The organism is Sinorhizobium americanum, from assembly GCF_001651855.1.
Taxonomy (GTDB): domain Bacteria; phylum Pseudomonadota; class Alphaproteobacteria; order Rhizobiales; family Rhizobiaceae; genus Sinorhizobium; species Sinorhizobium americanum.
This window is the reverse complement of record NZ_LNQC01000042.1, coordinates 97,623-118,751: the sequence shown is the minus strand read 5'-3', so window position 1 is coordinate 118,751 and position 21,129 is coordinate 97,623. Positions and strand designations below refer to the sequence as shown.

At 62.3% G+C, this 21,129-nt stretch carries 19 protein-coding genes; 10 read left to right on the top strand and 9 right to left on the bottom strand.

The genetic code is table 11. The annotated features are described in order from the left end of the window. Positions 1 to 10: 10 nt before the first annotated feature. The 6 genes from fabG (at position 11) to gmk (ending at position 6,029) form a co-directional block, all read left to right on the top strand. Positions 11 to 748, top strand: a complete 738-nt coding sequence (gene fabG / locus ATC00_RS05930) for a 3-oxoacyl-[acyl-carrier-protein] reductase (protein WP_064252251.1) — start codon at positions 11 to 13, stop codon at positions 746 to 748. Positions 749 to 1,088: 340 nt separating this feature from the next. Continuing rightward, positions 1,089 to 1,325 (top strand): acyl carrier protein, encoded by a 237-nt coding sequence (locus ATC00_RS05925; RefSeq protein WP_003531676.1) that lies wholly within the window; start codon positions 1,089 to 1,091, stop codon positions 1,323 to 1,325. A gap of 217 nt (positions 1,326 to 1,542) precedes the next feature. Further along, a complete protein-coding gene (gene fabF, locus ATC00_RS05920) occupies positions 1,543 to 2,808 on the top strand; it encodes a beta-ketoacyl-ACP synthase II (protein ID WP_064252286.1) in 1,266 nt (421 codons plus the stop codon). A 284-nt stretch (positions 2,809 to 3,092) separates the two neighbouring features. Beyond that, positions 3,093 to 4,280, top strand: a complete 1,188-nt coding sequence (gene mltG, locus ATC00_RS05915; RefSeq protein WP_037379752.1) for an endolytic transglycosylase MltG — start codon at positions 3,093 to 3,095, stop codon at positions 4,278 to 4,280. 198 nt (positions 4,281 to 4,478) lie between these two features. Beyond that, positions 4,479 to 5,366: a YicC/YloC family endoribonuclease gene (locus ATC00_RS05910; protein WP_037380004.1), complete on the top strand. Its 888-nt coding sequence runs from the start codon at positions 4,479 to 4,481 to the stop codon at positions 5,364 to 5,366. A gap of 3 nt (positions 5,367 to 5,369) precedes the next feature. Continuing rightward, complete coding sequence (gene gmk, locus ATC00_RS05905) at positions 5,370 to 6,029, top strand: guanylate kinase (RefSeq protein ID WP_037379753.1); 660 nt, start codon at positions 5,370 to 5,372, stop codon at positions 6,027 to 6,029. 15 nt (positions 6,030 to 6,044) lie between these two features. Here the strand turns inward: gmk and rsmA are convergent, their stop codons facing one another. From rsmA to lptF, 6 genes are all read right to left on the bottom strand, one after another. Next, positions 6,045 to 6,869 carry a 16S rRNA (adenine(1518)-N(6)/adenine(1519)-N(6))-dimethyltransferase RsmA gene (gene rsmA, locus ATC00_RS05900; protein WP_037379755.1) on the bottom strand — a complete coding sequence of 275 codons (825 nt, stop codon included), beginning with the start codon at positions 6,867 to 6,869 and terminating at the stop codon, positions 6,045 to 6,047. After that, a complete protein-coding gene (gene pdxA, locus ATC00_RS05895; RefSeq protein ID WP_037379756.1) occupies positions 6,869 to 7,897 on the bottom strand; it encodes a 4-hydroxythreonine-4-phosphate dehydrogenase PdxA in 1,029 nt (342 codons plus the stop codon). Before pdxA ends, rsmA begins: the two co-directional genes overlap by 1 nt. Positions 7,898 to 7,908: 11 nt before the next feature. Beyond that, positions 7,909 to 8,850, bottom strand: coding sequence for a SurA N-terminal domain-containing protein (locus tag ATC00_RS05890; protein WP_037379758.1), 942 nt, complete (start codon positions 8,848 to 8,850; stop codon positions 7,909 to 7,911). A 194-nt stretch (positions 8,851 to 9,044) separates the two neighbouring features. After that, entirely contained in the window at positions 9,045 to 11,393 is a 2,349-nt protein-coding gene (locus tag ATC00_RS05885) for an LPS-assembly protein LptD (RefSeq protein WP_064252250.1), read from the bottom strand. Further along, positions 11,393 to 12,475 (bottom strand): LPS export ABC transporter permease LptG, encoded by a 1,083-nt coding sequence (gene lptG, locus ATC00_RS05880; protein ID WP_037379763.1) that lies wholly within the window; start codon positions 12,473 to 12,475, stop codon positions 11,393 to 11,395. Before lptG ends, ATC00_RS05885 begins: the two co-directional genes overlap by 1 nt. Further along, positions 12,472 to 13,644 (bottom strand): LPS export ABC transporter permease LptF, encoded by a 1,173-nt coding sequence (gene lptF / locus ATC00_RS05875; RefSeq protein WP_037379765.1) that lies wholly within the window; start codon positions 13,642 to 13,644, stop codon positions 12,472 to 12,474. Before lptF ends, lptG begins: the two co-directional genes overlap by 4 nt. 310 nt (positions 13,645 to 13,954) lie before the next feature. Here lptF and ATC00_RS05865 point away from each other — a divergent pair, with 310 nt between their 5' ends. Together ATC00_RS05865 and ATC00_RS05860 are read left to right on the top strand one after the other, a co-directional pair. Next, a complete protein-coding gene (locus ATC00_RS05865; protein WP_064252249.1) occupies positions 13,955 to 15,448 on the top strand; it encodes a leucyl aminopeptidase in 1,494 nt (497 codons plus the stop codon). Between the two features lie 129 nt (positions 15,449 to 15,577). Continuing rightward, the gene (locus tag ATC00_RS05860) at positions 15,578 to 16,027 is read left to right on the top strand and encodes a DNA polymerase III subunit chi (RefSeq protein WP_064252248.1); all 450 of its coding nucleotides are present in this window, start codon (positions 15,578 to 15,580) and stop codon (positions 16,025 to 16,027) included. Positions 16,028 to 16,060: 33 nt separating this feature from the next. On the opposite strand, the gene ATC00_RS05855 is transcribed toward ATC00_RS05860, so the two are convergent. Then, the gene (locus tag ATC00_RS05855) at positions 16,061 to 16,987 is read right to left on the bottom strand and encodes a Gfo/Idh/MocA family protein (RefSeq protein WP_064252247.1); all 927 of its coding nucleotides are present in this window, start codon (positions 16,985 to 16,987) and stop codon (positions 16,061 to 16,063) included. 180 nt (positions 16,988 to 17,167) lie between these two features. Between ATC00_RS05855 and ATC00_RS05850 the strand changes: the two genes are divergently transcribed. After that, positions 17,168 to 18,007, top strand: coding sequence for a GNAT family N-acetyltransferase (locus ATC00_RS05850; RefSeq protein WP_064252246.1), 840 nt, complete (start codon positions 17,168 to 17,170; stop codon positions 18,005 to 18,007). 60 nt (positions 18,008 to 18,067) lie between these two features. On the opposite strand, the gene ATC00_RS34180 is transcribed toward ATC00_RS05850, so the two are convergent. Both ATC00_RS34180 and ATC00_RS05845 read right to left on the bottom strand, forming a co-directional pair. Next, complete coding sequence (locus ATC00_RS34180) at positions 18,068 to 18,382, bottom strand: DUF7668 domain-containing protein (RefSeq protein ID WP_420066861.1); 315 nt, start codon at positions 18,380 to 18,382, stop codon at positions 18,068 to 18,070. 99 nt (positions 18,383 to 18,481) lie between these two features. After that, positions 18,482 to 20,371, bottom strand: a complete 1,890-nt coding sequence (locus ATC00_RS05845) for an ABC-F family ATP-binding cassette domain-containing protein (protein WP_064252245.1) — start codon at positions 20,369 to 20,371, stop codon at positions 18,482 to 18,484. Between the two features lie 319 nt (positions 20,372 to 20,690). Here ATC00_RS05845 and ATC00_RS05840 point away from each other — a divergent pair, with 319 nt between their 5' ends. Continuing rightward, positions 20,691 to 20,954, top strand: a complete 264-nt coding sequence (locus tag ATC00_RS05840; protein WP_064252244.1) for a hypothetical protein — start codon at positions 20,691 to 20,693, stop codon at positions 20,952 to 20,954. Positions 20,955 to 21,129 lie beyond the last annotated feature (175 nt).

Here is a 21,129-nt window from a genome sequence, read left to right as displayed (position 1 = left end):
GGAGAAATCCATGTTCGATCTTTCCGGCCGCAAGGCTCTCGTTACCGGCGCATCCGGTGGCATCGGCGAGGAAATCGCCCGCATGCTGCACGCCCAAGGCGCAATCGTCGGTGTCCACGGCACCCGCGTCGAGAAGCTCGAGGCGCTCGCCAACACTCTTGGCGAGCGGGTCCAGATATTCCCTGCAAATCTTTCCGACCGCGCCGAAGTCAAGGCGCTTGGCGAGAAGGCGGAGACCGAGCTCGGCGGGGTGGATATCCTCGTCAACAATGCCGGCATCACCAAGGATGGCCTTTTCGTCCGCATGAGCGACGAGGACTGGGACAATGTTCTGGAGGTCAACCTGACGGCCGTGTTCCGGCTGACCCGCGAGCTGACGCATCCGATGATGCGCCGGCGCTTCGGCCGCATCGTCAACATCACCTCCGTCGTCGGCGTGACCGGCAATCCGGGCCAGGCCAACTACTGCGCGTCGAAGGCCGGCATGATCGGCTTCTCCAAGTCGCTCGCCCAGGAGATTGCCACCCGCAACGTCACGGTCAACTGCGTGGCCCCGGGCTTCATCGAGAGCGCCATGACCGGCAAGCTGAACGACAAGCAGAAGGAAGGCATCATGGCAGCGATCCCGATGCGCCGGATGGGAAGCGGCGCCGAAGTCGCTTCCGCCGTCGCCTATCTCGCCTCCAACGAAGCGGGCTACGTCACCGGCCAAACCATTCATGTCAACGGCGGCATGGCGATGATCTGACCCGCTTTTTCGGTGGCCGGCTGATGCAGCCTGCTGCCTGCCGCCGGACGTCCGGTCAGTGCCTTCGCCCATCGATGCCAAATGCCTGAAATTCAATGTTGAGCAAGCGAATGTCGGGCATTTTCGGACTTTGCGGCAGACTTAAACCGTGTTAATCGGGCCATGACTGTGCGCAGTCGACCGGTCCGGCCAGGTTGTCCGGCAGCCCCTGCTGCCACGGGTTTCCCGCGGTTTCGGTTGAATGGATTGCCCGGTGGGCCATCTTGGTCTATCAGGCGGGAACGAGTACCGGCGCCAAGAATGGCGCCGCAGAGAAAAACGAAGGTCGAGGAACTCCGACATGAGCGATATCGCAGAACGCGTGAAGAAAATTGTTATTGATCACCTTGGCGTCGATGCCGAAAAAGTTAGCGAAGGCGCAAGCTTCATCGACGACCTCGGCGCGGACTCGCTCGACACCGTCGAACTGGTCATGGCCTTCGAAGAAGAATTCGGCGTCGAAATCCCGGACGACGCGGCGGATTCGATCCTGACCGTCGGCGACGCCGTCAAGTTCATCGAAAAGGCCCAGGCCTAATCGTCGCTGCGGCCTGAAGGCCGCCCGGCGGGCCGCAAGATCGCGGCCCGTACAGCCCTGGGGATGTGGGCTGGCCCGCCGCGATTGCGGGTCGCGATCAGCAAAGCGCTCCCGCCTTTCCCTCTGATCGTCAAAGCTGCAAGGGATGCAGGGATCGGGCTCGTCGCACGCGTACCGGTTCGGCTCCGGAATGGAACGTTCAGGGTGGATCATGGGCATGAGACGTGTCGTTATCACCGGTACCGGCATGGTATCTCCTTTGGGTTGCGGAACCGAGGTTAGCTGGTCGCGTCTTGTTGCCGGCGGCAACGCGGCGCGCAAGGTCACCGAATTCGAGGTCGAGGACCTCCCGGCCAAGATCGCCTGCCGCATTCCCTTCGGCGACGGCTCCGACGGCACCTTCAATGCCGACGACTGGATGGAGCCCAAGGAGCAGCGCAAGATCGATCCCTTCATCGTCTACGCGATGGCCGCCGCCGACATGGCGCTGGCGGATGCCGGCTGGAAGCCGGAAAGCAATGAGGATCAGATTGCCACCGGCGTGCTGATCGGCTCCGGCATCGGCGGCCTCGAAGGCATCGTCGAAGGCGGCTACACGCTGCGCGACAAGGGGCCGCGCCGGCTTTCGCCCTTCTTCATCCCCGGCCGCCTGATCAATCTTGCTTCCGGCCAGGTTTCCATCCGCCACAAGCTGCGCGGCCCGAACCATTCGGTTGTCACGGCCTGTTCGACCGGCGCGCATGCGATCGGCGACGCAAGCCGCCTGATCGCGCTCGGTGACGCCGACGTGATGGTGGCGGGCGGCACCGAATCGCCGATCTGCCGCATTTCGCTTGCGGGCTTTGCCGCCTGCAAGGCGCTCTCGACGCAGCATAACGACAATCCGGAAAAAGCATCCCGTCCCTATGATGCCGATCGCGACGGCTTCGTCATGGGCGAGGGCGCAGGCATCGTCATCCTCGAGGAGCTTGAGCACGCCAAGGCGCGGGGCGCCAAGATCTATGCCGAGGTGGTCGGCTACGGCCTTTCCGGCGACGCCTTCCACATCACCGCTCCGTCGGAGGACGGCGACGGCGCCTACCGTTGCATACAGATGGCGCTGAAGCGCGCCGGCCTGACAGCCGCCGACGTCGACTACATCAACGCGCACGGCACATCCACTATGGCCGACACGATCGAACTCGGAGCCGTCGAGCGGCTGGTCGGGGGCAGCGCTTCGAAGATCTCAATGTCTTCGACGAAATCGGCAATCGGTCATCTGCTCGGGGCTGCGGGCGCGGTCGAGGCCATTTTCTCGGCGCTGGCGATTCGCGACAATATCGCCCCGCCGACCCTCAATCTCGACAATCCGTCGGTCGAGACGAAGATCGACCTGGTGCCGCACGTTGCCCGCAAGCGCGAGATCAACGTCGCCCTGTCGAATTCCTTCGGTTTCGGCGGCACCAATGCTTCGCTGGTGCTGCGCCGCTACCAGGGCCACTGAGGCTGCCGGACGGCCTGCGGTAGCGCGAGCAAAAAACGGTTCGCGCTACCTGTATCGTCGGGTGTTTATCCCGCATTTTGCCGCAATGCTCGCTACAAGCTGTCGGCGGGACACGTCGCGTCGTCGTCGCCCCGATTGGTTACGTTCGCGCAAGGCAAAACCGGCATTGTAGACTATGCATTGCTCTGACACATTCGTGCACGTTTACGCTTGCCGCCGGTCTAAGCCGAAATTCGCGCCGGCGAAGCTCAATTGAATTTGCGGATTTCGGATTCGGGAAAATCGTGAGCGACTCAAACGATAACAGCGCGGCGCAGTTCGGCCGCAATGAAACCGGGAGCAACGGGCCGATCATTCCGAAGTCGGCGAGCGAGGCGCTGAGACCCGAGCGGGTGCCGGAGCCGCCGAAACGTTCCCGGAAAGCACGCAGCCAGGTCGTCATCTTCCTCAATTTCCTGATGACCGTGGTGGTTTTCGTCGTGCTGGCGGCGGCGGGCGCCGTCTACTACGCCATGCATGAATACGAGAAGGCCGGCCCCTTGCAGGCGAACCAGAACTTCATCGTGCGCAGCGGCGCCGGCATTATCGAGATTGCCGAGGGGCTGGAGCGCAACGGCATCGTCACCGACGGCCGCGTATTCCGCTTCGTCTCCGAGGCCTATCTCGACAATCAGACGCTGAAGGCCGGCGAATACGAAATCAAGGCGCATGCCTCGATGCAGGAGATCATGGAACTACTGAAATCCGGCAAGTCGATCCTCTATGCCGTGTCTCTGCCGGAAGGGCTGACGGTGAAACAGATGTTCCGCAAGCTTGCGGACGACCCGGTGCTCGCCGGCGATCTGCCGACGGAACTGCCGGCCGAGGGGTCGCTGAAGCCGGACACCTACAAATTCACACGCGGCACCAAGCGGGCCGAGATCGTCCAGCAGATGGTTGCAGCACAGAAGGCGCTGGTCGAGCAGATCTGGGATAAGCGTGATCCAGAGCTGCCGGTTTCGTCGGTCGACGAGTTCGTCACGCTCGCCTCCATCGTCGAGAAGGAGACGGGCCGCGCAGACGAACGGCCGCGCGTCGCCTCCGTGTTCATCAACCGTTTGGAAAAGGGCATGCGCCTGCAGTCGGATCCGACGATCATCTACGGCATCTTCGGCGGAGAGGGCAAACCGGCCGACCGGGCGATCCTGAAGTCGGACCTGGAAAAGGAAACGCCGTACAACACCTATATCATCAAGGGACTGCCGCCGACGCCGATCGCAAATCCGGGCAGGGCGGCGCTGGAAGCGGTAGCCAACCCGTCGCGCACGCCCGAGCTCTATTTTGTCGCCGACGGCACTGGCGGCCACGTCTTCGCAGCAACCCTCGAAGAGCACAATGCGAATGTGCGGCGGTGGCGAAAGCTCGAGGCCGAAAAGGCGGCCGAGGCGGCGAAGGCGGCTGCGGATGCCGCCACGGTGCCCGAGGCGCAATAAGACAGGCTGCATTGTGGACGATCAGCGGACGGCGCGGATATCCCTTGCGGGATGCCGCGCCGTCGCCCTATTGCTTCTGCACGAAAGCGCCGTGCGTCCTTGCGGACGCACAAAGTCTCTGTAGCCTAGAAACGCTGCGTGCTCTGTCCTCGTCTGCGAGCGATCGAAGGAAGCACTCGGCAGCGAATGGAGGAAACCATGCCGCTCCAATCGATGACCGGCTTCGCAAGGAGGGAGGGGAGCAGCGGCCGCTATCGCTGGGCCTGGGAGTTGCGCTCGGTCAATGGCAAGGGGCTCGATGTGCGGCTGCGCCTGCCGCAGGGGCTGGAGCGTTTCGAGCCGGACTGTCGGCGCCTTGCTCCGCAGTATTTCTCCCGCGGCAACCTGCAGATCGCCCTATCGGTCAGCGGCGGCGAGACGGCCGTCGACGCCGTGATCAATCGGGGTGCGCTGGACGCCGTCCTGAAGCTGCGCGAGCAACTGGGCGACCTCGTCGATCCGGCGCCGCTGAGATTCGATACGCTTCTGTCGCTCCGCGGCATCATCGACCTTCGTGAGCCGGAGGAAAGCGAAAGCGAGCGCGCCGCCCGCGACACCGACATCGTTAAGGGGCTGGAGTTGGCGCTCGCCGACCTGATGGCCATGCGTGAGGAAGAGGGGGCCGCGCTCGAAAAGGTTCTGCTGATGCAGGTGGACCGCATCGAAGAGCTGACGACGACGGTGGAGAGCGACCCCTCGCGCAGCCCTTCGGCCATTGCCGCGCGATTGGCGCAGCAGATCGCGCTGATCATGGACAATGCCTCCTCGATCGACCGTGAGAGATTGCATGCCGAGGTCGCACTGCTCGCCACCAAGGCTGATCTCCGGGAAGAGATCGACCGGCTCCGCGCGCATATCGCCGCCGCCCGCGAGCTTCTGACGAAAGGCGGCCCGGTCGGACGCAAGCTCGATTTCCTTGCACAGGAATTTAACCGGGAATCGAATACGATCTGTTCGAAGTCCAATGCCGCCGTCGTCTCGGCCGCGGGCATCGAATTGAAGGTTGTGATCGATCAGTTCCGCGAACAGGTTCAGAATCTGGAGTAAGACATGAAATCGGCGACTGCTTCGCCCATCAGGATACCCCGTCGCGGATTGATGCTCGTGATCTCGTCGCCCTCTGGCGCGGGCAAGTCGACCATCGCGCGTAACCTGCTCGAAGCCGATCCGGAGCTGAGCATTTCCGTGAGCGTGACGACGCGTGCGAAGAGATTGAGCGAGATCGAAGGCCGGCACTACCATTTCAAGACGATCCGCGAATTCGAGGCCCTGAGGGCGACGGATTCGCTGCTCGAATGGGCCGAAGTGCACGGTAATTTTTACGGCACGCCCCGCGACGCCGTCGAGGCGGCGATGGCTGAAGGGCGTGACATGCTCTTCGACATCGACTGGCAAGGTGCGCAGCAATTGCAGGAAAAGATGGCGGGCGACGTTGTCTCGATCTTCATCCTGCCTCCGTCCATGGCCGAGCTGCAGTCGCGCCTGCACCGGCGTGCCGAGGACACCGAGGAGGTGATCGCGACCCGGCTCGCCAACTCGCGTGCGGAGATCGAACACTGGCGGGAATATGACTATATCGTCGTCAACGACGATCTCGACCGCGCCTTCTCCTCGGTCCGCTCGATCATCGAAGCGGAGCGCCTGCGCCGCGACCGTCGCCCCGGCCTGTTCGAATTCGTCAATGGGCTTCTAACGGAAAACCCGTTCTAAGTCCTTCGTGCCGGCTCACAGGCAATTCGCCAGACGGCAGAATTCTTCGATCGTCAGCGTCTCGGCCCGGCGTTGCGGGTCGATGCCGGCCTTGCCGAGCAGCGCTTCGCCGCCGAGCGGCTTGAGACTCTGGCGCAGCATCTTGCGGCGCTGGCCGAAGGCCGCCTGCGTGACTTTCTCGAGAGAGGAGACGACACAGGGAATCGGTGTTTCGTTCGGTTCGAGATGCACGACCGTGGAGGTGACCTTCGGAGGAGGGGTGAAGGCCTGCGGCGGCACGTCGAAGGCGAGGCGCGCCTTGGTCCGCCAGCCGCAGAGGACGCCGAGGCGGCCATAATGATCGTCGTCGGCGCCTGCGACGATGCGCAACCCGACTTCCCGCTGGAACATCAGCGTCATCGACTGCCAGAAGGGCGGCCAGCGCTCCGGCAACAGCCAATTGACGAGAAGCTGCGTGCCGACATTGTAGGGCAGGTTGGCGATGATGCGTACCGGGCCGTCGGCGAGGCTCTCGAAATCGACCTTCAGGGCGTCACCTTCGACGACGTCGAGCCGGTCGGGATAATGGGCGCCGATTTCGGCAAGGGCCGGCAGGCAGCGCGAGTCTCGCTCAATCGCCACGACCTTCTTGGCGCCGAGCGCCAGGATCGCGCGCGTCAGCCCTCCGGGGCCGGGACCGACCTCAATGACGGTGACATCGTCCAGCGGACCGGCGGTGCGGGCGATCTTCTGGGTGAGGTTCAGGTCGAGCAGGAAGTTTTGCCCGAGCGCCTTCTTCGCATCCAGCCCATGGCGCTGGATGACGTCGCGAAGCGGCGGCAGACCATCGAGAGCTGCCATCAGCTTCGAGCCTTTCCGGCATTTGCCGCAAGTTCTCCGGCAAGCCGCAAGGCCGCCTGCAGGCTGTCCTCGCGGGCAATTCCCTTGCCGGCAATCGCAAAGGCGGTGCCGTGGTCCGGCGAGGTTCTGATGAAAGGTAAGCCAAGCGTCACATTGACACTCTCGTCGAAACCGAGCGCCTTGGCCGGGATCAGGGCCTGGTCGTGATACATGCAGATCGCGACGTCATAGGTCTCCCTTGCCCGGTCGTGAAACATGGTATCCGCCGGAAGCGGTCCGACGACGTTGAGACCTTCGCCGCGAAGCCGGTCGACGACCGGGCGAATGACCGCCTCGTCCTCAAGACCGAGCGCGCCGCCTTCGCCGGCATGCGGGTTCAGTCCGGCGATTGCAAGGCGAGGCGTCTTCAATCCGAAGCGGCTCGTGAGGTCGGCGGCGGTTGTCGTGCAGGTCCGGTAGATCAGATCCGGCGTCAGGGCGGCGGGAACATCCTTGAGCGGGATATGGATCGTCACGGGAACGGCGCGCAGCTTCGGCCCCGCGAGCATCATCACCGGCAGGACTGCGGTTCCGGTCGCCTTCTCCGCCAGATCGGCGAGGTATTCCGTATGGCCGGGGAAGCGGAAGCCCGCCTCGTAGAGAACGGCTTTCGCGATGGGATTGGTCGTCACGGCTGATGCCTCACCGGCGACGACGAGTTGGACGGCGACATCGATCGCACCGGTGACGGCAGCGGCATTCCCCGCGCTCGGCTCGCCGGCGACAACGGGAGTGGGACACTGCACCGGCAATACCGGCAGCGCGTTCGCGAAGACGGTGGCGGCGTTGAGACAATCGGTCTCCTCGATCGGCACGGTGATCCCGAGCGCCTTGGCGCGTGCCGACAGCACTGCCGGGTCGCCGACGAAGAGGAAAGGCGCAGTCGCCTGCGCCTCCCGCTTTGCCCAAACGGCAAGAGTGATGTCCGGGCCGATACCGGCCGGGTCACCCATCGTCAGGGCGACCGGCCTGCCGCGCGTGTCGTTCATGACGGCCCGTCTTATTTGTTGACGATCTGCGCCTTGGAGCGCAGTTCCTCGAGATATTTTTCGCTGTTCGGATCTTCGCCGCCGGCTTTCTTCTTACCGATGTCCTCGGCCCGGAAGACGACTTCAGCGGCGGCGTCGTCATTGACCTGGCGCTTCTTGCAGATTGCGAGATATTCGACGCCCTTTTCGGTGACCCGCGTGCCGGTCGTCATGCCGTCGCCCGCCTTTTCGACGAGCGGCTTCCAATCCTCCGGCAGCTGCTGGGCAAGCACGCGGCCGAGACTGCGGATCGACACGTCACGATAGTTCGCCGCGAAGACCTTCGACGTCTCGCAACCGGGGAACTTCGCGCGCGAGGCATTGGCTTCGGCCTGGCGCTTGGCGGTGATCGCGCCGCGCTTCTTTTCCGGTATGACGAAGATGACCTGCTGCAGGAAGTATTCGGTGGTGACCGGCTTGTCGCCGCCGCCTTCCATCATGCGCTTGACGAGGTCGCCACCGGAGAGGCGGGTGGCGCTGCCATAGCGGAAGTTGACGACCCGCGGCCAGCTCATCTGGACAGCAATATACTGCTTGAAATGCTCCATCCCGACGCCGGATTGGTCGAGAATCTTGCCGAGCTGCTCGGCCGACAGCTTGTTGCCGGCGGCAAACCGCGCATAGGCGGCGTCGACCTCCTGAGTGCTCACCGATTGCTGGACTCGTGCGATCTCGGCGCGCTTCAGCACCTCGTCGACCAGTTGCTTCTTGGCTTCGGCCGCGCCGCCGCCCTGGCGCTGCAGGCGAAGGAACGCCACGCGCTTGGCGATATCACCCGAGGTGATAACGGTATTGTTGACGATCACACTCACTCCGCTCGCAGCCTGAACGGCCGCACCCGAAGCAATGCTCAGCACCCCGGCGACCGCCAGGGCGGAGAGCGCCTTCACGATCGAGAATTTCCCGCCCATCATCGTTCCCTGCTCATCCCGCGTCGATTGCCAGCAGCCGTTGCCACAGCCTCAACCGTCCGCCTTCCCACTGTCAATTTGTGGGAAATGCATAATACATGCGGCTAAACAATGACAAGAGCGCATGATCAATCGAGCCCGCCGCATTTATGCGGCGGGAAGACGTCGCTCAAGATTAAAGAGGGAACCGGGAAGTCTCAGAAGTAGTCGAGCTCTTCGAACCTGGTCTCGCCCACATTGATGTCGCCGAGCGTACGGAAGCTGATGCGGGCACCGATCGACCAGTCATTGGCGACCGTGCTGTCCGTATCCCGCTCCGACTTGTAGACGATCGAGAACAGCGTGTCCTGATCGTCATAGGTCAGTCCCAAGCCATGGCGGGTTACGACGCCCTCATTGATGTCATAGGTCACCCCGCCGAAAACCGACCAGTAGTCATGGAACCGGTAGGCGGCAGCCGACTGGATCTCGTCCTGGTCGAAGGCCGAGCCGTAGAGCGGCTGTGCCTCGATGCGCGTATAGGTGAAGGCGGCCTGCCATGTCAGACCGAGATAGCCCACCGTCGCATCGGCACGACGCAGGCTGAAGTCCTCTTCGTCCAGACGGCCGGAGAGACTTGCCATCAAACCCGAAGGCGCGTCGACGCCGAACATCGCCACGTAGTCGGATCGATCGCTTTCCAGGCCCGAATCGGCCCCAGCCTTGACGAGATCGTCCGTTGCGAAGGAGTTGAGGCCGCCGAGGTGGAACGATTGCCCGGCAATGGCGCGCAGGCCGTAGCCGTTGTCGAAGCTTCCGGTGTAGCGGAGGCCGACATTGGCACGGGTTCCGCCCTCGATCCGATCGAAACCGGAAAACTTGTCGCGATCGAAGAGATTGGTCGCGTCGAAGACGAAGCTCTGGGCGTCTTCGTTCGGCAGTGCGCCGGCATATTGTTCGTTCGGCCGCGCATAGATCTGTGCGATCGGCTCCAGCACATGGCTGCTCGTTTCGCCGGCGAAAAGGATCGGGTAACGCGCCTCGAGACCCGCGGTGAGCATGCTCCGCGTCACCGCATCGCTGCTTGTGAAATCGCCGGTGTAGCCGACGGGGTCGTCGACATTGACGCCAATCGCGTCGCCGCGTGCCGCAAGCAGCGGCGTCAGCGCCAGCCCACCGGGCGCGATGAAGGTTCGTTTCCATTCAAGTTCGCCGGTCAGGCGATGCGAGGTTCCCTCGAGCCCGCGGAAGCGGTCGACGCCGAAAACCGTAGTATTGCGGTCGAGCCGGTTGCGCTTGACGTTCGTGAAGTTGAAGTCGGCGTTGAGTTCGCCGCCCAGCACTGGCTCGGGCGCCGTGTAGGAATAGTCGAGGACCTGCGCGATCGGCTGCTGGTTTTCCGCAATGCTATCCGGATCGGCATCCTGTATGTCGAAATAGAACGCGCGCAGGTCGAAATAATTGCGCTTGCCGAGGCCGGACAAGTAGGCCTGGTTGACATAGGTCGTGCCGTCGAACGACGAAAGATCATAGGTCTTGGCGAAGTTGTTGTCCGATTGGACGAGAACGTTCCAGCCGAAGGTCCAGCGCGGATTGATCTCGAATCGGCCCTTGGACGCCACCATGCCGCGTGCGGTTTCCTGCGCATCGACCGTTCCAGGCGTGAACTGGTCCCGGTCCATCTGGCTGATGCCGGCCACGTTCAGCGTATGCATGCCGTTGTGGAACCGCTGGCGGAACTCGCCTTCTAGCAGGAAGCCCTGGCGCGTCAATCCGGTCGCTGTGACGGTCGCGTCCATATAGGGCGAGATCGCCCAATAATAGGGGATGCCGACGCCGGCGCCGAGTTTCTGCGCGTAGCGGAATGTCGGGAACAGGAAGCCGCTCTTCCGTTTGACGGTGTGGTCGGGAATTTCCATCACCGGTATGTAGGCGATCGGCTTTCCAAAGAGCTCGAAATAGGCGTGCTCAAGCCGGATCGTGCGGGTGCGGCCGTTCTGAATGACACGCTGCGCCTTGATGTGCCACAGCGAGCGGTGTTCCGGCTTGGTCGAGCAGGGCGTACAGGCAGTATAGACCGCCTTGTTGAGAATGAATTCTTCGCCGTTGCGGCGTTCACCGCTTTCGGCCGCGAGCCGCGTCAGGTCGGTCGTCTCGATCCGCAACGCCGTGACGAAACCGTCGCCGAAATCGTCGGTGACGTCCATCTTGTCGGCATAGACGACATTGCCGCCGGGTTCGATCAGCTGGACTTCGCCGGTCGCAAGGATGCGGCCGCTCTTTTGATTGTACTCGACCTGGCGGGCCACCATCTTGTAGCCGCCATACTCGATCTGGACGTTGCCGCGCACGGTGACGATCTCCGTGTCGCGGTTGTAGACCAACTCATTGGCGGTCAGCAGGAGCTTTGCGTCGGCCGGGATGTTCGGCTGCAGCTCATCGATTCGGGTGGAGGTGTCCTGCGCCATGGCCGGCGCATGCATTCCGATGGCAAGCGCATGCAGCGCCACGCCTGCAAGGAGGGCGGCGTTGATAAGCTTCATAGGTCCGCGGTTGCCTGCCGCCACTAGCCATCCTCCTGATGCAATAGAATCGTCGAGCCCAGCGCCATCGCTACAACAACTGGCAGCCAGGCTGCAACGAAAGGAGGCACGATACCGCTGCTCCCGAATGCTTTGACAAGCACGGTGACGACATAAAGCACGAAGCCTGAGAGGATTCCACCGAGAATTACGGAGCGCGATTGGTTGAACCGGCTAAATTTTAGAGACACGCAGGCGGCGATCAGAGTCATCGCAACGAGAAGCAGTGGCAGCGATAGGAGCGAGTGTAGCTGGGTCTCCATGGCGTCGGTCGAGAAGCCGAAGGATCGGGCCACTTCGATTTTGTGCGGCAGGTCGAAAAACTGAATGGAATCAGCCTTTGCCAAGCGTTCCTGAACGAAATCGGCTTTCAGATTGGTGCGAAGTCGTACCGTTTCCAGACGGCGGGGCAGGCGTCCGTTGCCACTTTCGGTGACCCCGTTAAGGAGCCAGTAACCATCTTCGAGTTTCGCCGATTTGGCATCCTGCCGCAGGATGATGGTTCCCTGTGGATCAAAGTGGATGACGGTGACGTTGATGAGCTCCGTGCCGCCGTTCTGGACGGACCGGGCGCCGATGATCGTGTCCGTGCCGTCATAGATCTGGCGAAGCCACGGAATCGAATTGGATTGCGCCGAGCGGGAGGAACCCCATTCCGCCTCCAGCGCTTCGGCCTTTTTTGTTCCCCAGGCGGCAAGCGGGTTGAGCGCGGCGACGGCGAGAACGCCGAAGAGAAAAGCGCCCAGCACGAAGGGTCTCAGGAACTGCCACACGGAGATACCGGCGGCCCGCGTGACGACCAGCTCGTAGCGGCGGTTGAGCGAGATCAGTGCAGCCATGGCGGAAAACAGGGCCACGAAGGGTACCGTCTGCTGCAGGATGGTCGGGATGCGGAACGTCGTCATCAACAGGGCGCCGCTGACCGTGTAATGCGGCAGGGCCGACATGCGGCTGGAGAGCTCGCTGAAATCGATGATGAAGATCAGCGCGAAGATGCCGACCAGGAACCAGAATGTGGTGACGATGTAACGCTTGAAGAAATAGCGTCCGAGGGTGTTGAGGATCATGACGCCTGTTCCCCGTCAGCGCCGGCCGGCCGCGCGAGCCGAAGCCGCAGCATGAGGTCGGTGAATTTTTCCTTCCACGTCATGGGTATGTCGAGGCGGCGGTTGCTGGCGAGCTGGCGGATCGCCAAGGCGCCGGTCACAAGCGGCACCAGATACATGAGCGGTACGAACCAGATCGAATCTTCCGCACTGTTGCCGGCGTAGAAGGTCATCCAGCGGACGACGAGGGCGGCGCCCACGGCACTGATCGTCGGATGAACGCGTGCCTCCCGGTGCGAGCGGGCATCGCTGCTGACGACGAGGGCGATCAATCCAAAGAGGAGCGGGTAGGTCCATTCGGTAAGGCGCCGATGCAGTTCTGCCGTGAAGGTCAGCGGCGAGCGCTTGTAGGAAGGATCTTCCGGATCGGGATCGATGAGATAGAAGAGGTCTCGATCCTTGGCCCGGATGGTGGCCTCGCCCGCCGCCCTGGTCATGTCGGTAAGATCGAAGGCATAGGAATCGAACTTGATGACCGAGACGCCGCCGTCCGGCAATTTGCGGTGGACCTCGCCGTCCTTCATCACCAGTGCCGAGCGCTCCTCGTCAACGGCGCCCTCGCGCGCATAATAGACGAGTTCGAAATTCGGATTGCGCGAATCGGCGACGAAGATGCCGTGCAGGACGCCGCCGCTGCGCCGTGCGGCGACCTGCACGTAAAGCCCGTCGGTGATCTTCCGGAAGGCGTTTTCCTGCACGACCGAGGAAAGCAGGTCGGCGTGCGCCGTCGCAATCATCTTGCGCACGGCAACCCGCGAATAGGGCTCGACGAAATTGTCGATGACGAAGGATAGGACGCTCAGCCCGACGGCGAGATAAATCACCGGCCGGATGACCGACATGCGCGAGCTGCCGGCGGCGTTGAGCACCGTCAGTTCCGAATCGGTGTTCATCACGCTCAGCGTCTGGGTGACGCCGATCAAAAGCGCGAAGGGCAGGATGATCGGGACCACCGAAGGCAGGATCAAGGTTGCGAGCTTGAGGAAGGCGAAGATCGACTGGCCGCTGTCGGTGACGAGGTTGACGTTGCTCAGCGCCTGCGTGGTCCAGACGATGCCGAGCAGCGGCAGGAGCGTTGCCAGGAACATGATCATGGCGCGCCGGAAGATGTAGCGTTCGATCAGCTTCATACCCGTTTCCGACCCAAATCCTGCTCTTCATTCGAGCCGTTCATGCGTTTACGAGCCTCGTATTCGCGTTCCGGCCGAACCGGTCTCCGTTTCCCGCCTTGAAACACAGAGTCTCGAACAACAGGGATAATATAAGGCGAAGAACTGCGGTTAACCGCATGTAAACATGTGCGGGCATCTTGCCAAGCGCTTCAAAAGCGAGAAGGGTGCGCGCCACGGTTTTGAACATGGTCGGCGTCGCGAATGTCCGCCACTGTAGCCGTCCGGTAACAGCCGGACGGAAGCCCACCAGAAATGCCGGAGTTCCTGTATGCCGATGAAGTTCGAGTTCACTTTCAGCAAATCCCACCGCCCGACCGGGGGCTCAGCAGTCCTCCTGCAGGTCGCCGGCGCGAAGGAACCGGCCGGTGCCGCTGTCGTAGATCCCGAGGGGGTGCTGCCGAAGGCGGCGAAGATCGGCAAGTTTACCGGCAAGGCGCTTTCCACCCTCGACATCGTCGCCCCGCATGGCTCGCCGGCGGATCGGATCATTCTTCTCGGCCTTGGAGACACCGCGGCGCTCACGAGCCACGACTGGCTGAAAGCCGGCGGTGCCGCGGCCGCGAAGCTGCGCAAAGCCGAGAAGGCGACCATCTTCATCGATGCGCCGGACGCCGAGGTCACCGGTAAGGCGGCGGCCGACTTCGCCCTCGGCATGGAAATGAACGCCTATGTTTTCGACAGCTACAAGACACGCAAGTCCGACGACGATTCGAAGTCTTCTCAGAAAGTGGTGAAGGTCACCATCGTCACCGGTATGGTCATCGCCGCCAAGAAGGCATTCGCCATCGTCCAGGCGGTCGGCGAGGGCGTCTTCCTGGCGCGCGACCTCGTCAATGAGCCCGCCAATGTGCTCGGCCCGGTGGAGTTTGCGGCCCGTGCCAAGGAACTGGAGAAGCTCGGCGTCGAGGTCGAGACCTTGACCGAGCGGGAAATGAAGAAACTCGGAATGGGTGCGCTCCTCGGCGTCGCGCAAGGATCTGCCCGCCCGCCGCGGCTGGTCGTGATGCAGTGGAAGGGCGGCAAGGCAAAGGACAAGCCCATTGCCTTCATCGGCAAGGGCGTCGTGTTCGACACTGGCGGCATCTCGATCAAGCCTGCGTCCGGCATGGAGGAAATGAAGGGCGATATGGGCGGTGCCGCCGCCGTCACCGGTCTCATGCATGTGCTTGCAGCCCGCAAGGCGGGCGTCAATGCCGTCGGCATCATCGGGCTTGTCGAGAACATGCCGGACGGCAGTGCGCAGCGTCCGGGCGATATCGTCACGTCCATGTCCGGCCAGACGATCGAGGTGATCAACACCGATGCCGAAGGCAGGCTCGTTCTCTGCGACGCGCTCTGGTATTGCAACGAGCGCTTCAAGCCGAAGGCGATGATCGATCTGGCGACGCTGACCGGCGCGATCATGGTGGCGCTCAGCAATCACTATGCCGGCTTGTTCTCAAACGACGATCGGCTCGCCGAGCAACTGCTGAAGGCCGGCACGACCTCGCAGGAGCGCCTGTGGCGGATGCCGCTCGGCAAGGAGTTCGACAAGATGATCGACAGCAAGTTCGCCGACATGAAGAACACTGGCGGACGCTACGGTGGTTCGGTGACGGCGGCGCAATTCCTGAAGCGTTTCGTCAAGGACACGCCCTGGGCGCATCTCGACATCGCCGGCACGGCGATGGGTTCGCCGACCGATGAGATCAACCAGTCCTGGGGCTCCGGCTTCGGTGTGCGTCTCCTCGACGAGTTGGTCCGGGCCAACTACGAATCCTGATTGCCTGCTGCATGTTCCCTTAGATCCTAGCCGATTTAAGGGAACATGCAGCAATTCAAGGTGCTACAGCGACCTTTGCGTCGTCTGATAAGACGCGCGGCGCTGTAACGGGCTGCGGGAGAGATCGGCATGACCGAAATTCTTTTCTATCACCTGACGGAATCGAAACTCGAGGACGCCCTGCCGCCGCTCCTGGACAGGAGCCTCGAGCGAGGCTGGCGGGTGGTGGTGCAAACGGTCGATGCGGAAAGGCGCGATGCACTCGACACGCATCTCTGGGTCTATCGCGACGACAGCTTCCTTCCGCACGGCACGGATGCGGGTGAGTTTGCCGCCGAGCAACCGATCCTGATCGTCGCCGACAAGGTCAATCACAACGGGTCCACTGTGCGCTTTCTCGTTGACGGCGCCGAGCCGCCGCCCGTTTCCGATTACGAGCGCGTCGTCTTCATGTTCGACGGCTATGACCAGGAGCAACTCGAGGCGGCGCGCGGCCAATGGAAGCGGCTGAAGGGCGAGGGGCACAATCTCACCTATTGGCAGCAGAACCGCGACGGGCGTTGGGAGAAGAAGGCCTGATTGCGCACGTCAAGTGGATGAGGGGCAATCCCATTAGTCGTGGAACGCTTCCACGAATTTCCGTCGGCCGAGCATGAAGGCGTCGGCGACGTGCCGGAGCGGCGACAGGTCGACGTCCGACCGGCCCTCCTGGATGATCTCGGCGAAACGGCGATAGAGCATCGGATATTCCTGCTCCGGCTCGTCATGGACGATCTTGCCGTCGACGGCAAGCTTGGCGCCACCTTCGGAGAGAACCATCTCGCCGGCTTCCGTGTCGGCAGTAATGTCCCAGCTCTGCTTGCCCGTCTGGCGCCAGTCGAACTCGGCCGAAACGTCGAGCTTCTGGGCATCGCTGAAGGCGATCGAGGCGGCGATCGGCGCGTCGCGGTTCTCGGGGAATTCAAGCGTCGCCGAGGCTATGAAGATCGGCCGCGGGAGGATATGGGTGATGATCGACAGGGCATTGATGCCCGGATCGAAGACGCCGAGCCCGCCGGCCGCCCAGATCCATTCCTGGTTCGGATGCCAGTGGCGGACATCCTCCTTCCAGATGATCCTGGCATTGCGGATTGTCGTCGACGCCAGAAAGGCCTTGGCGGCTTCGACCGCCGGTGCATAGCGCGAATGCCAGCTGGCGAAGAGCGAACGGCCCTTGGCCGCCGCCAGCGCCTCCAGGTCCGCGACCTCGCTCAAGGTCGCGCCCGGCGGCTTTTCGAGGAAGACGTGCTTGCCGGCCTCGAGCGCGGTGCGGGCCGCTTCATAGCGGTATTGCGGCGGCATGCAGAGCGACACCGCGTCGATCGCCGGTACTGCTTCGAGCATTGCTTCGATCGACTTGAAATTGTCGATGCCGTCGACCGTTCCATGGCGGCTCGCCGCCGCGATCAGTTGATAGTCGGCATTCTTGGCAAGCGCCGGCAGATGCTGATCGCGCACGATCTTGCCGACGCCGACAATGGCAATTCGAATGGGGGACATGGGTGCTTCGCTCTTAATTAGTATGACTTATTGCCGCCCCTTGTAGCAGATTGAGGGCGGGGGGCAAGTTAGCTTGAAACAAGCTGGCACCTCGGGGCACAAGATGCAAACAAATCTGTTATGCCTCGGATGACGATGGTCTTGCACCCTCATTATTCGGAGCACAGTCGAGGATTTGCCATGCCGAACATCCGCCGCGCGACGCGCGCCGAGCTTGACACGATCATCGACTGGGCGGCGAGGGAGGGATGGAATCCCGGCCTGGAAGACGCAAATGCGTTCTGGGCCGCCGATCCGGAAGGTTATTGGGTTGCGACCGAAGCGGAGACTCTCGCCGCCGCCATCTCCCTCGTGCGGTATGGCACCCACTATGCCTTTTTAGGCCTTTATATCGCCGATCCGGCCTTTCGGGGCCGGGGGATCGGCTTCGCTCTTTGGCAGCGAGCGATCGCCAGCACCGCAGGCCGCGTCATCGGCCTCGACGGAGTGGTCGCGCAGCAGGACAACTACCGAAAATCGGGCTTTGCCCGGGCGCATGCAAATGTCCGCTATGGCGGTTCTGTCGACGTGTCCGAACCGCCGGGCACCCATCTGATCGATGTGGCTCCAGTTCATGTCGCAGCCCTGACCGACTATGACCGCCGCTTCAATCCGGCGCGCCGTGACGCTTTTCTGTACGAGTGGACGAAGCAGTTGCCGACGCGGCGAAGTGTGCTTCTCCTAAGGGATGGCGCGATCACCGGCTACGGGACGATCCGCGCCTGCCGCGAAGGGTTGAAGATCGGCCCGCTCTTCGCCGACAACGAGACGGGTGCCGACCTCATCTTCCGCAAGCTGGCTGCGGGAGCAAAGGGGCAGCGGATCTACCTCGACATTCCCGAACCGAACGCCTCGGCGAGGGCGCTTTGCGAACGCTACAACATGAAGCCGGTTTTCGAGACGGCGCGCATGTATCGCGGACCGGCGTCGGACCTGCCGCTTCCACGAATTTACGGGATTACGACCTTCGAACTCGGCTGATCCGCAGGCCGATCGCGCTCTTTCGACCGTAGCACGGTCGACATATCTTTCTCGCCGCAATTATAAAACGTGAATGTTTTCGATTTCCAATTGGAGCGTACTACGGTCAATGACAGCGGTGCATTCTAGAGATAGATCGGATCGCCCCTCTTCCTGCGTCCATAGATCGAACCGAATGGACCAAATTCGCCCCTCGGAATTTGCCACAGCGATGGCATCAATGTCCAAGAATGCTTCGTCAGGAGGCAAGACCAGTGTCCGGCCATATTCCTCTACTGCTCGTCGCATCAAGTCAGCAGACAGACGAACTCCCCGTGAGCGCGCTTCAGCGGCAACAAAATCCCGATCGACAAGCCAGGTAACTACTTGCTTGATAAGTGTAACGACGGTCCAATGTGCTCATCGTCTGTTCTTCCGTATGCGCCAATTCGTGCCTTGTGTAACGCCATAGAGCCGCCGATCTCGTCTATCGAGCTAACCGGCCATCGCCTGCTCGTATTCGGCCGAAAGCTCGAGCCATTGCTCTTCGGCCTCGGCGAGCTTTGTTGCCGCCTCCGCCCGTTCCCTTGCGCGTTGAGCCGCCTTTGCAGGCGCTTTCTCGTAGAGCGTCGGGTCGGCCAGTTCGGCATCGAGCGTCTGAATCAGTTTCTCCAGTTTCCCAGTCAAGGACTCGATCTCGTTTATCTTTTTCCGGAGCGGCGCGAGCGACGCGCGCCTGTCGGCATTGGCCTTGCGCTGGTCGGCCTTCGACAGGCTTTCGTCCGAGCCGTTGGTCCTCTGCTTTTCGTCCTTCGCCTTGGGGCCGCCGACGATGACGCTTCGATAGTCCTCGAGGTCGCCGTCGTAGCTCGTCACCGTTCCGTCCCGCACCAGCCACAATCGGTCGGCGGTCGCTTCGATAAGGTGGCGGTCATGCGAGATCAGGATGACCGCGCCGGAATAATCGTTGAGGGCGGTGATCAGCGCGTTGCGGCTGTCGATGTCGAGATGGTTGGTCGGCTCGTCGAGGATCAGGAGGTTCGGCTGATCGAAAGCGGCGAGCCCCATGAGGAGCCGCGCCTTCTCGCCACCGGAAAGGTCCTTGGCGGGGGTGTCCATCTTTTCGGTGGATAGTCCCATCTGTGCGACGCGCGAGCGGACCTTTGCTTCCGGCGCATCCGGCATGCGGCGGCGCACATGTTCGACGGCGCTTTGTGTCGGGATCAAATCGTCGAGCTGATGCTGGGCGAAGAAGCCGGTTTTCAGGCCCGGAGCGATACGCACCTCGCCGGCCTCTGCCGCAAGGCGGCCGGAGATGAATTTCGCGAAGGTCGACTTGCCGTTGCCGTTGGAGCCGAGCAGCGCAATGCGGTCGTCCGCGTCGATGCGCAGGCTAAGCCTTTTCAGGATCGGCTTGCCCGGCTCGTATCCGACCGCACCGCCCTGGATCGCGACAATGGGCGAGGCGACCTGCTTCTCCGGATCGGGGAAGGAGAAGCCCTGGACATGATCCTCGATGACGGCGGCGACAGTGCCCATGCGTTCGAGCGCCTTGATGCGGCTTTGTGCCTGGCGGGCCTTGGATGCCTTCGCCTTGAAGCGATCGATGAAACTCTGCAGATGCTTGCGGGCGGCTTCGTTCTTGGCCTTCGCTTTCATCTGAAGTTCGTCGGCTTCCGCCTTCTGCCGCTCGAACTGGTCATAGGAACCGCGATAGAAGGTGAGCTTCTTCTGGTCCAGGTGAACGATGGCGTTGACGGCCGTGTTCAACAGGTCGCGATCGTGGCTGATGATGATCACCGTATGCGGATAGCGGCGGATGTAATCCTCGAGCCACAAGGTACCTTCGAGATCGAGATAGTTGGTCGGCTCGTCGAGCAGCAGCAGGTCCGGCTCGGAAAAGAGCACGGCTGCAAGCGCCACGCGCATGCGCCAGCCGCCGGAGAAGGAGGAGGCCGGACGCTGCTGCGCCTCGTGATCGAAGCCGAGTCCGGCAAGAATGCTCGCCGCCCGCGCTTCCGCCGAATGGGCGCTGATATCGGCAAGCCGCGTCTGGATGTCGGCGATCCGGTGCGGGTCGGTGGCGATTTCGGCCTCTGCCAGAAGGGCGGCGCGTTCCTTGTCTGCCTTCAGCACGATTTCGATCAGCGGCTCGTCCGTTCCCGGTGCCTCTTGCGCCACCTGGCCGATCCGAGCGTTCCTCGGCACGGAAACACTGCCGGCCTCAGCGGCAAGTTCGCCGGTGATGATCCGGAAGAGCGTCGACTTGCCGGCGCCGTTGCGTCCGACGAGACCGGCCTTCGTGCCCGCCGGAAGCGTCACGGAAGCGTTTTCGATGAGAAGACGGCCCGCGACGCGGGCGGAGAGGCCGGTGATCTGGATCATTGCGGCCTTTTGCCCCGAGTTTTATCCGAAGGCAAGGGTCAGGGGATGAGCGTCGTGGGCAGCCGATAAGTCTGAGGGCGGCGTTTTCAAGAGGCTATTGTTATCGATTCCTGGACGACGTGTTCCGATAATCAATACTTCCACTCCTCATCATGAGGCCCCACATCTATCCCCGAAGAGCCCAGCAACCGCTCTTCCGATCATCTGGCTCGGATCGAGCGCCATCGGCACGGCCGCCGCGTTCGAGAAGACTTATCCGTTCACAGGTGGTCGCGACCAACCCATCGTTCAAGAGAACGACTGATCAGGAGTGTTGAACATGAGAAACGCAGTCCACACAGCTCTCGCCGCCGCCCTTGTCGCCACTGCCGTTCTTGGCGGCGCTTCTGCTGCCTTTGCCGGCGGCAGCTATTACGAAGGCATCAGCGACAAGCCGCTCTTTACGGAACGCGCCCCGAAGGCAGGCGGCGAGGCCGCGGTTAGCCACACCAGCGGGTCCATCGACCGTACCTCCACTGGGTCTGTCTCCGACTACGCCGTGCAGCCGAAGCTGGTCCGTGGCGGAGAAGGTGAATATTATTAAGGTATTAGCCGGTAACGCGGAATCGATAGTGTAGCATTCGTCCTCCCAGGCAGACTGCTCTTCCCATGGCCCGGTCCCCTTTGCGGGGCCGGGCCATCCTCGTCGCCATTTGCTATGATTTCGCCCGGCGCCGGATCTGCGTGCCGCGTTTTGTCGCGGACCTTCCTGCGCAAGA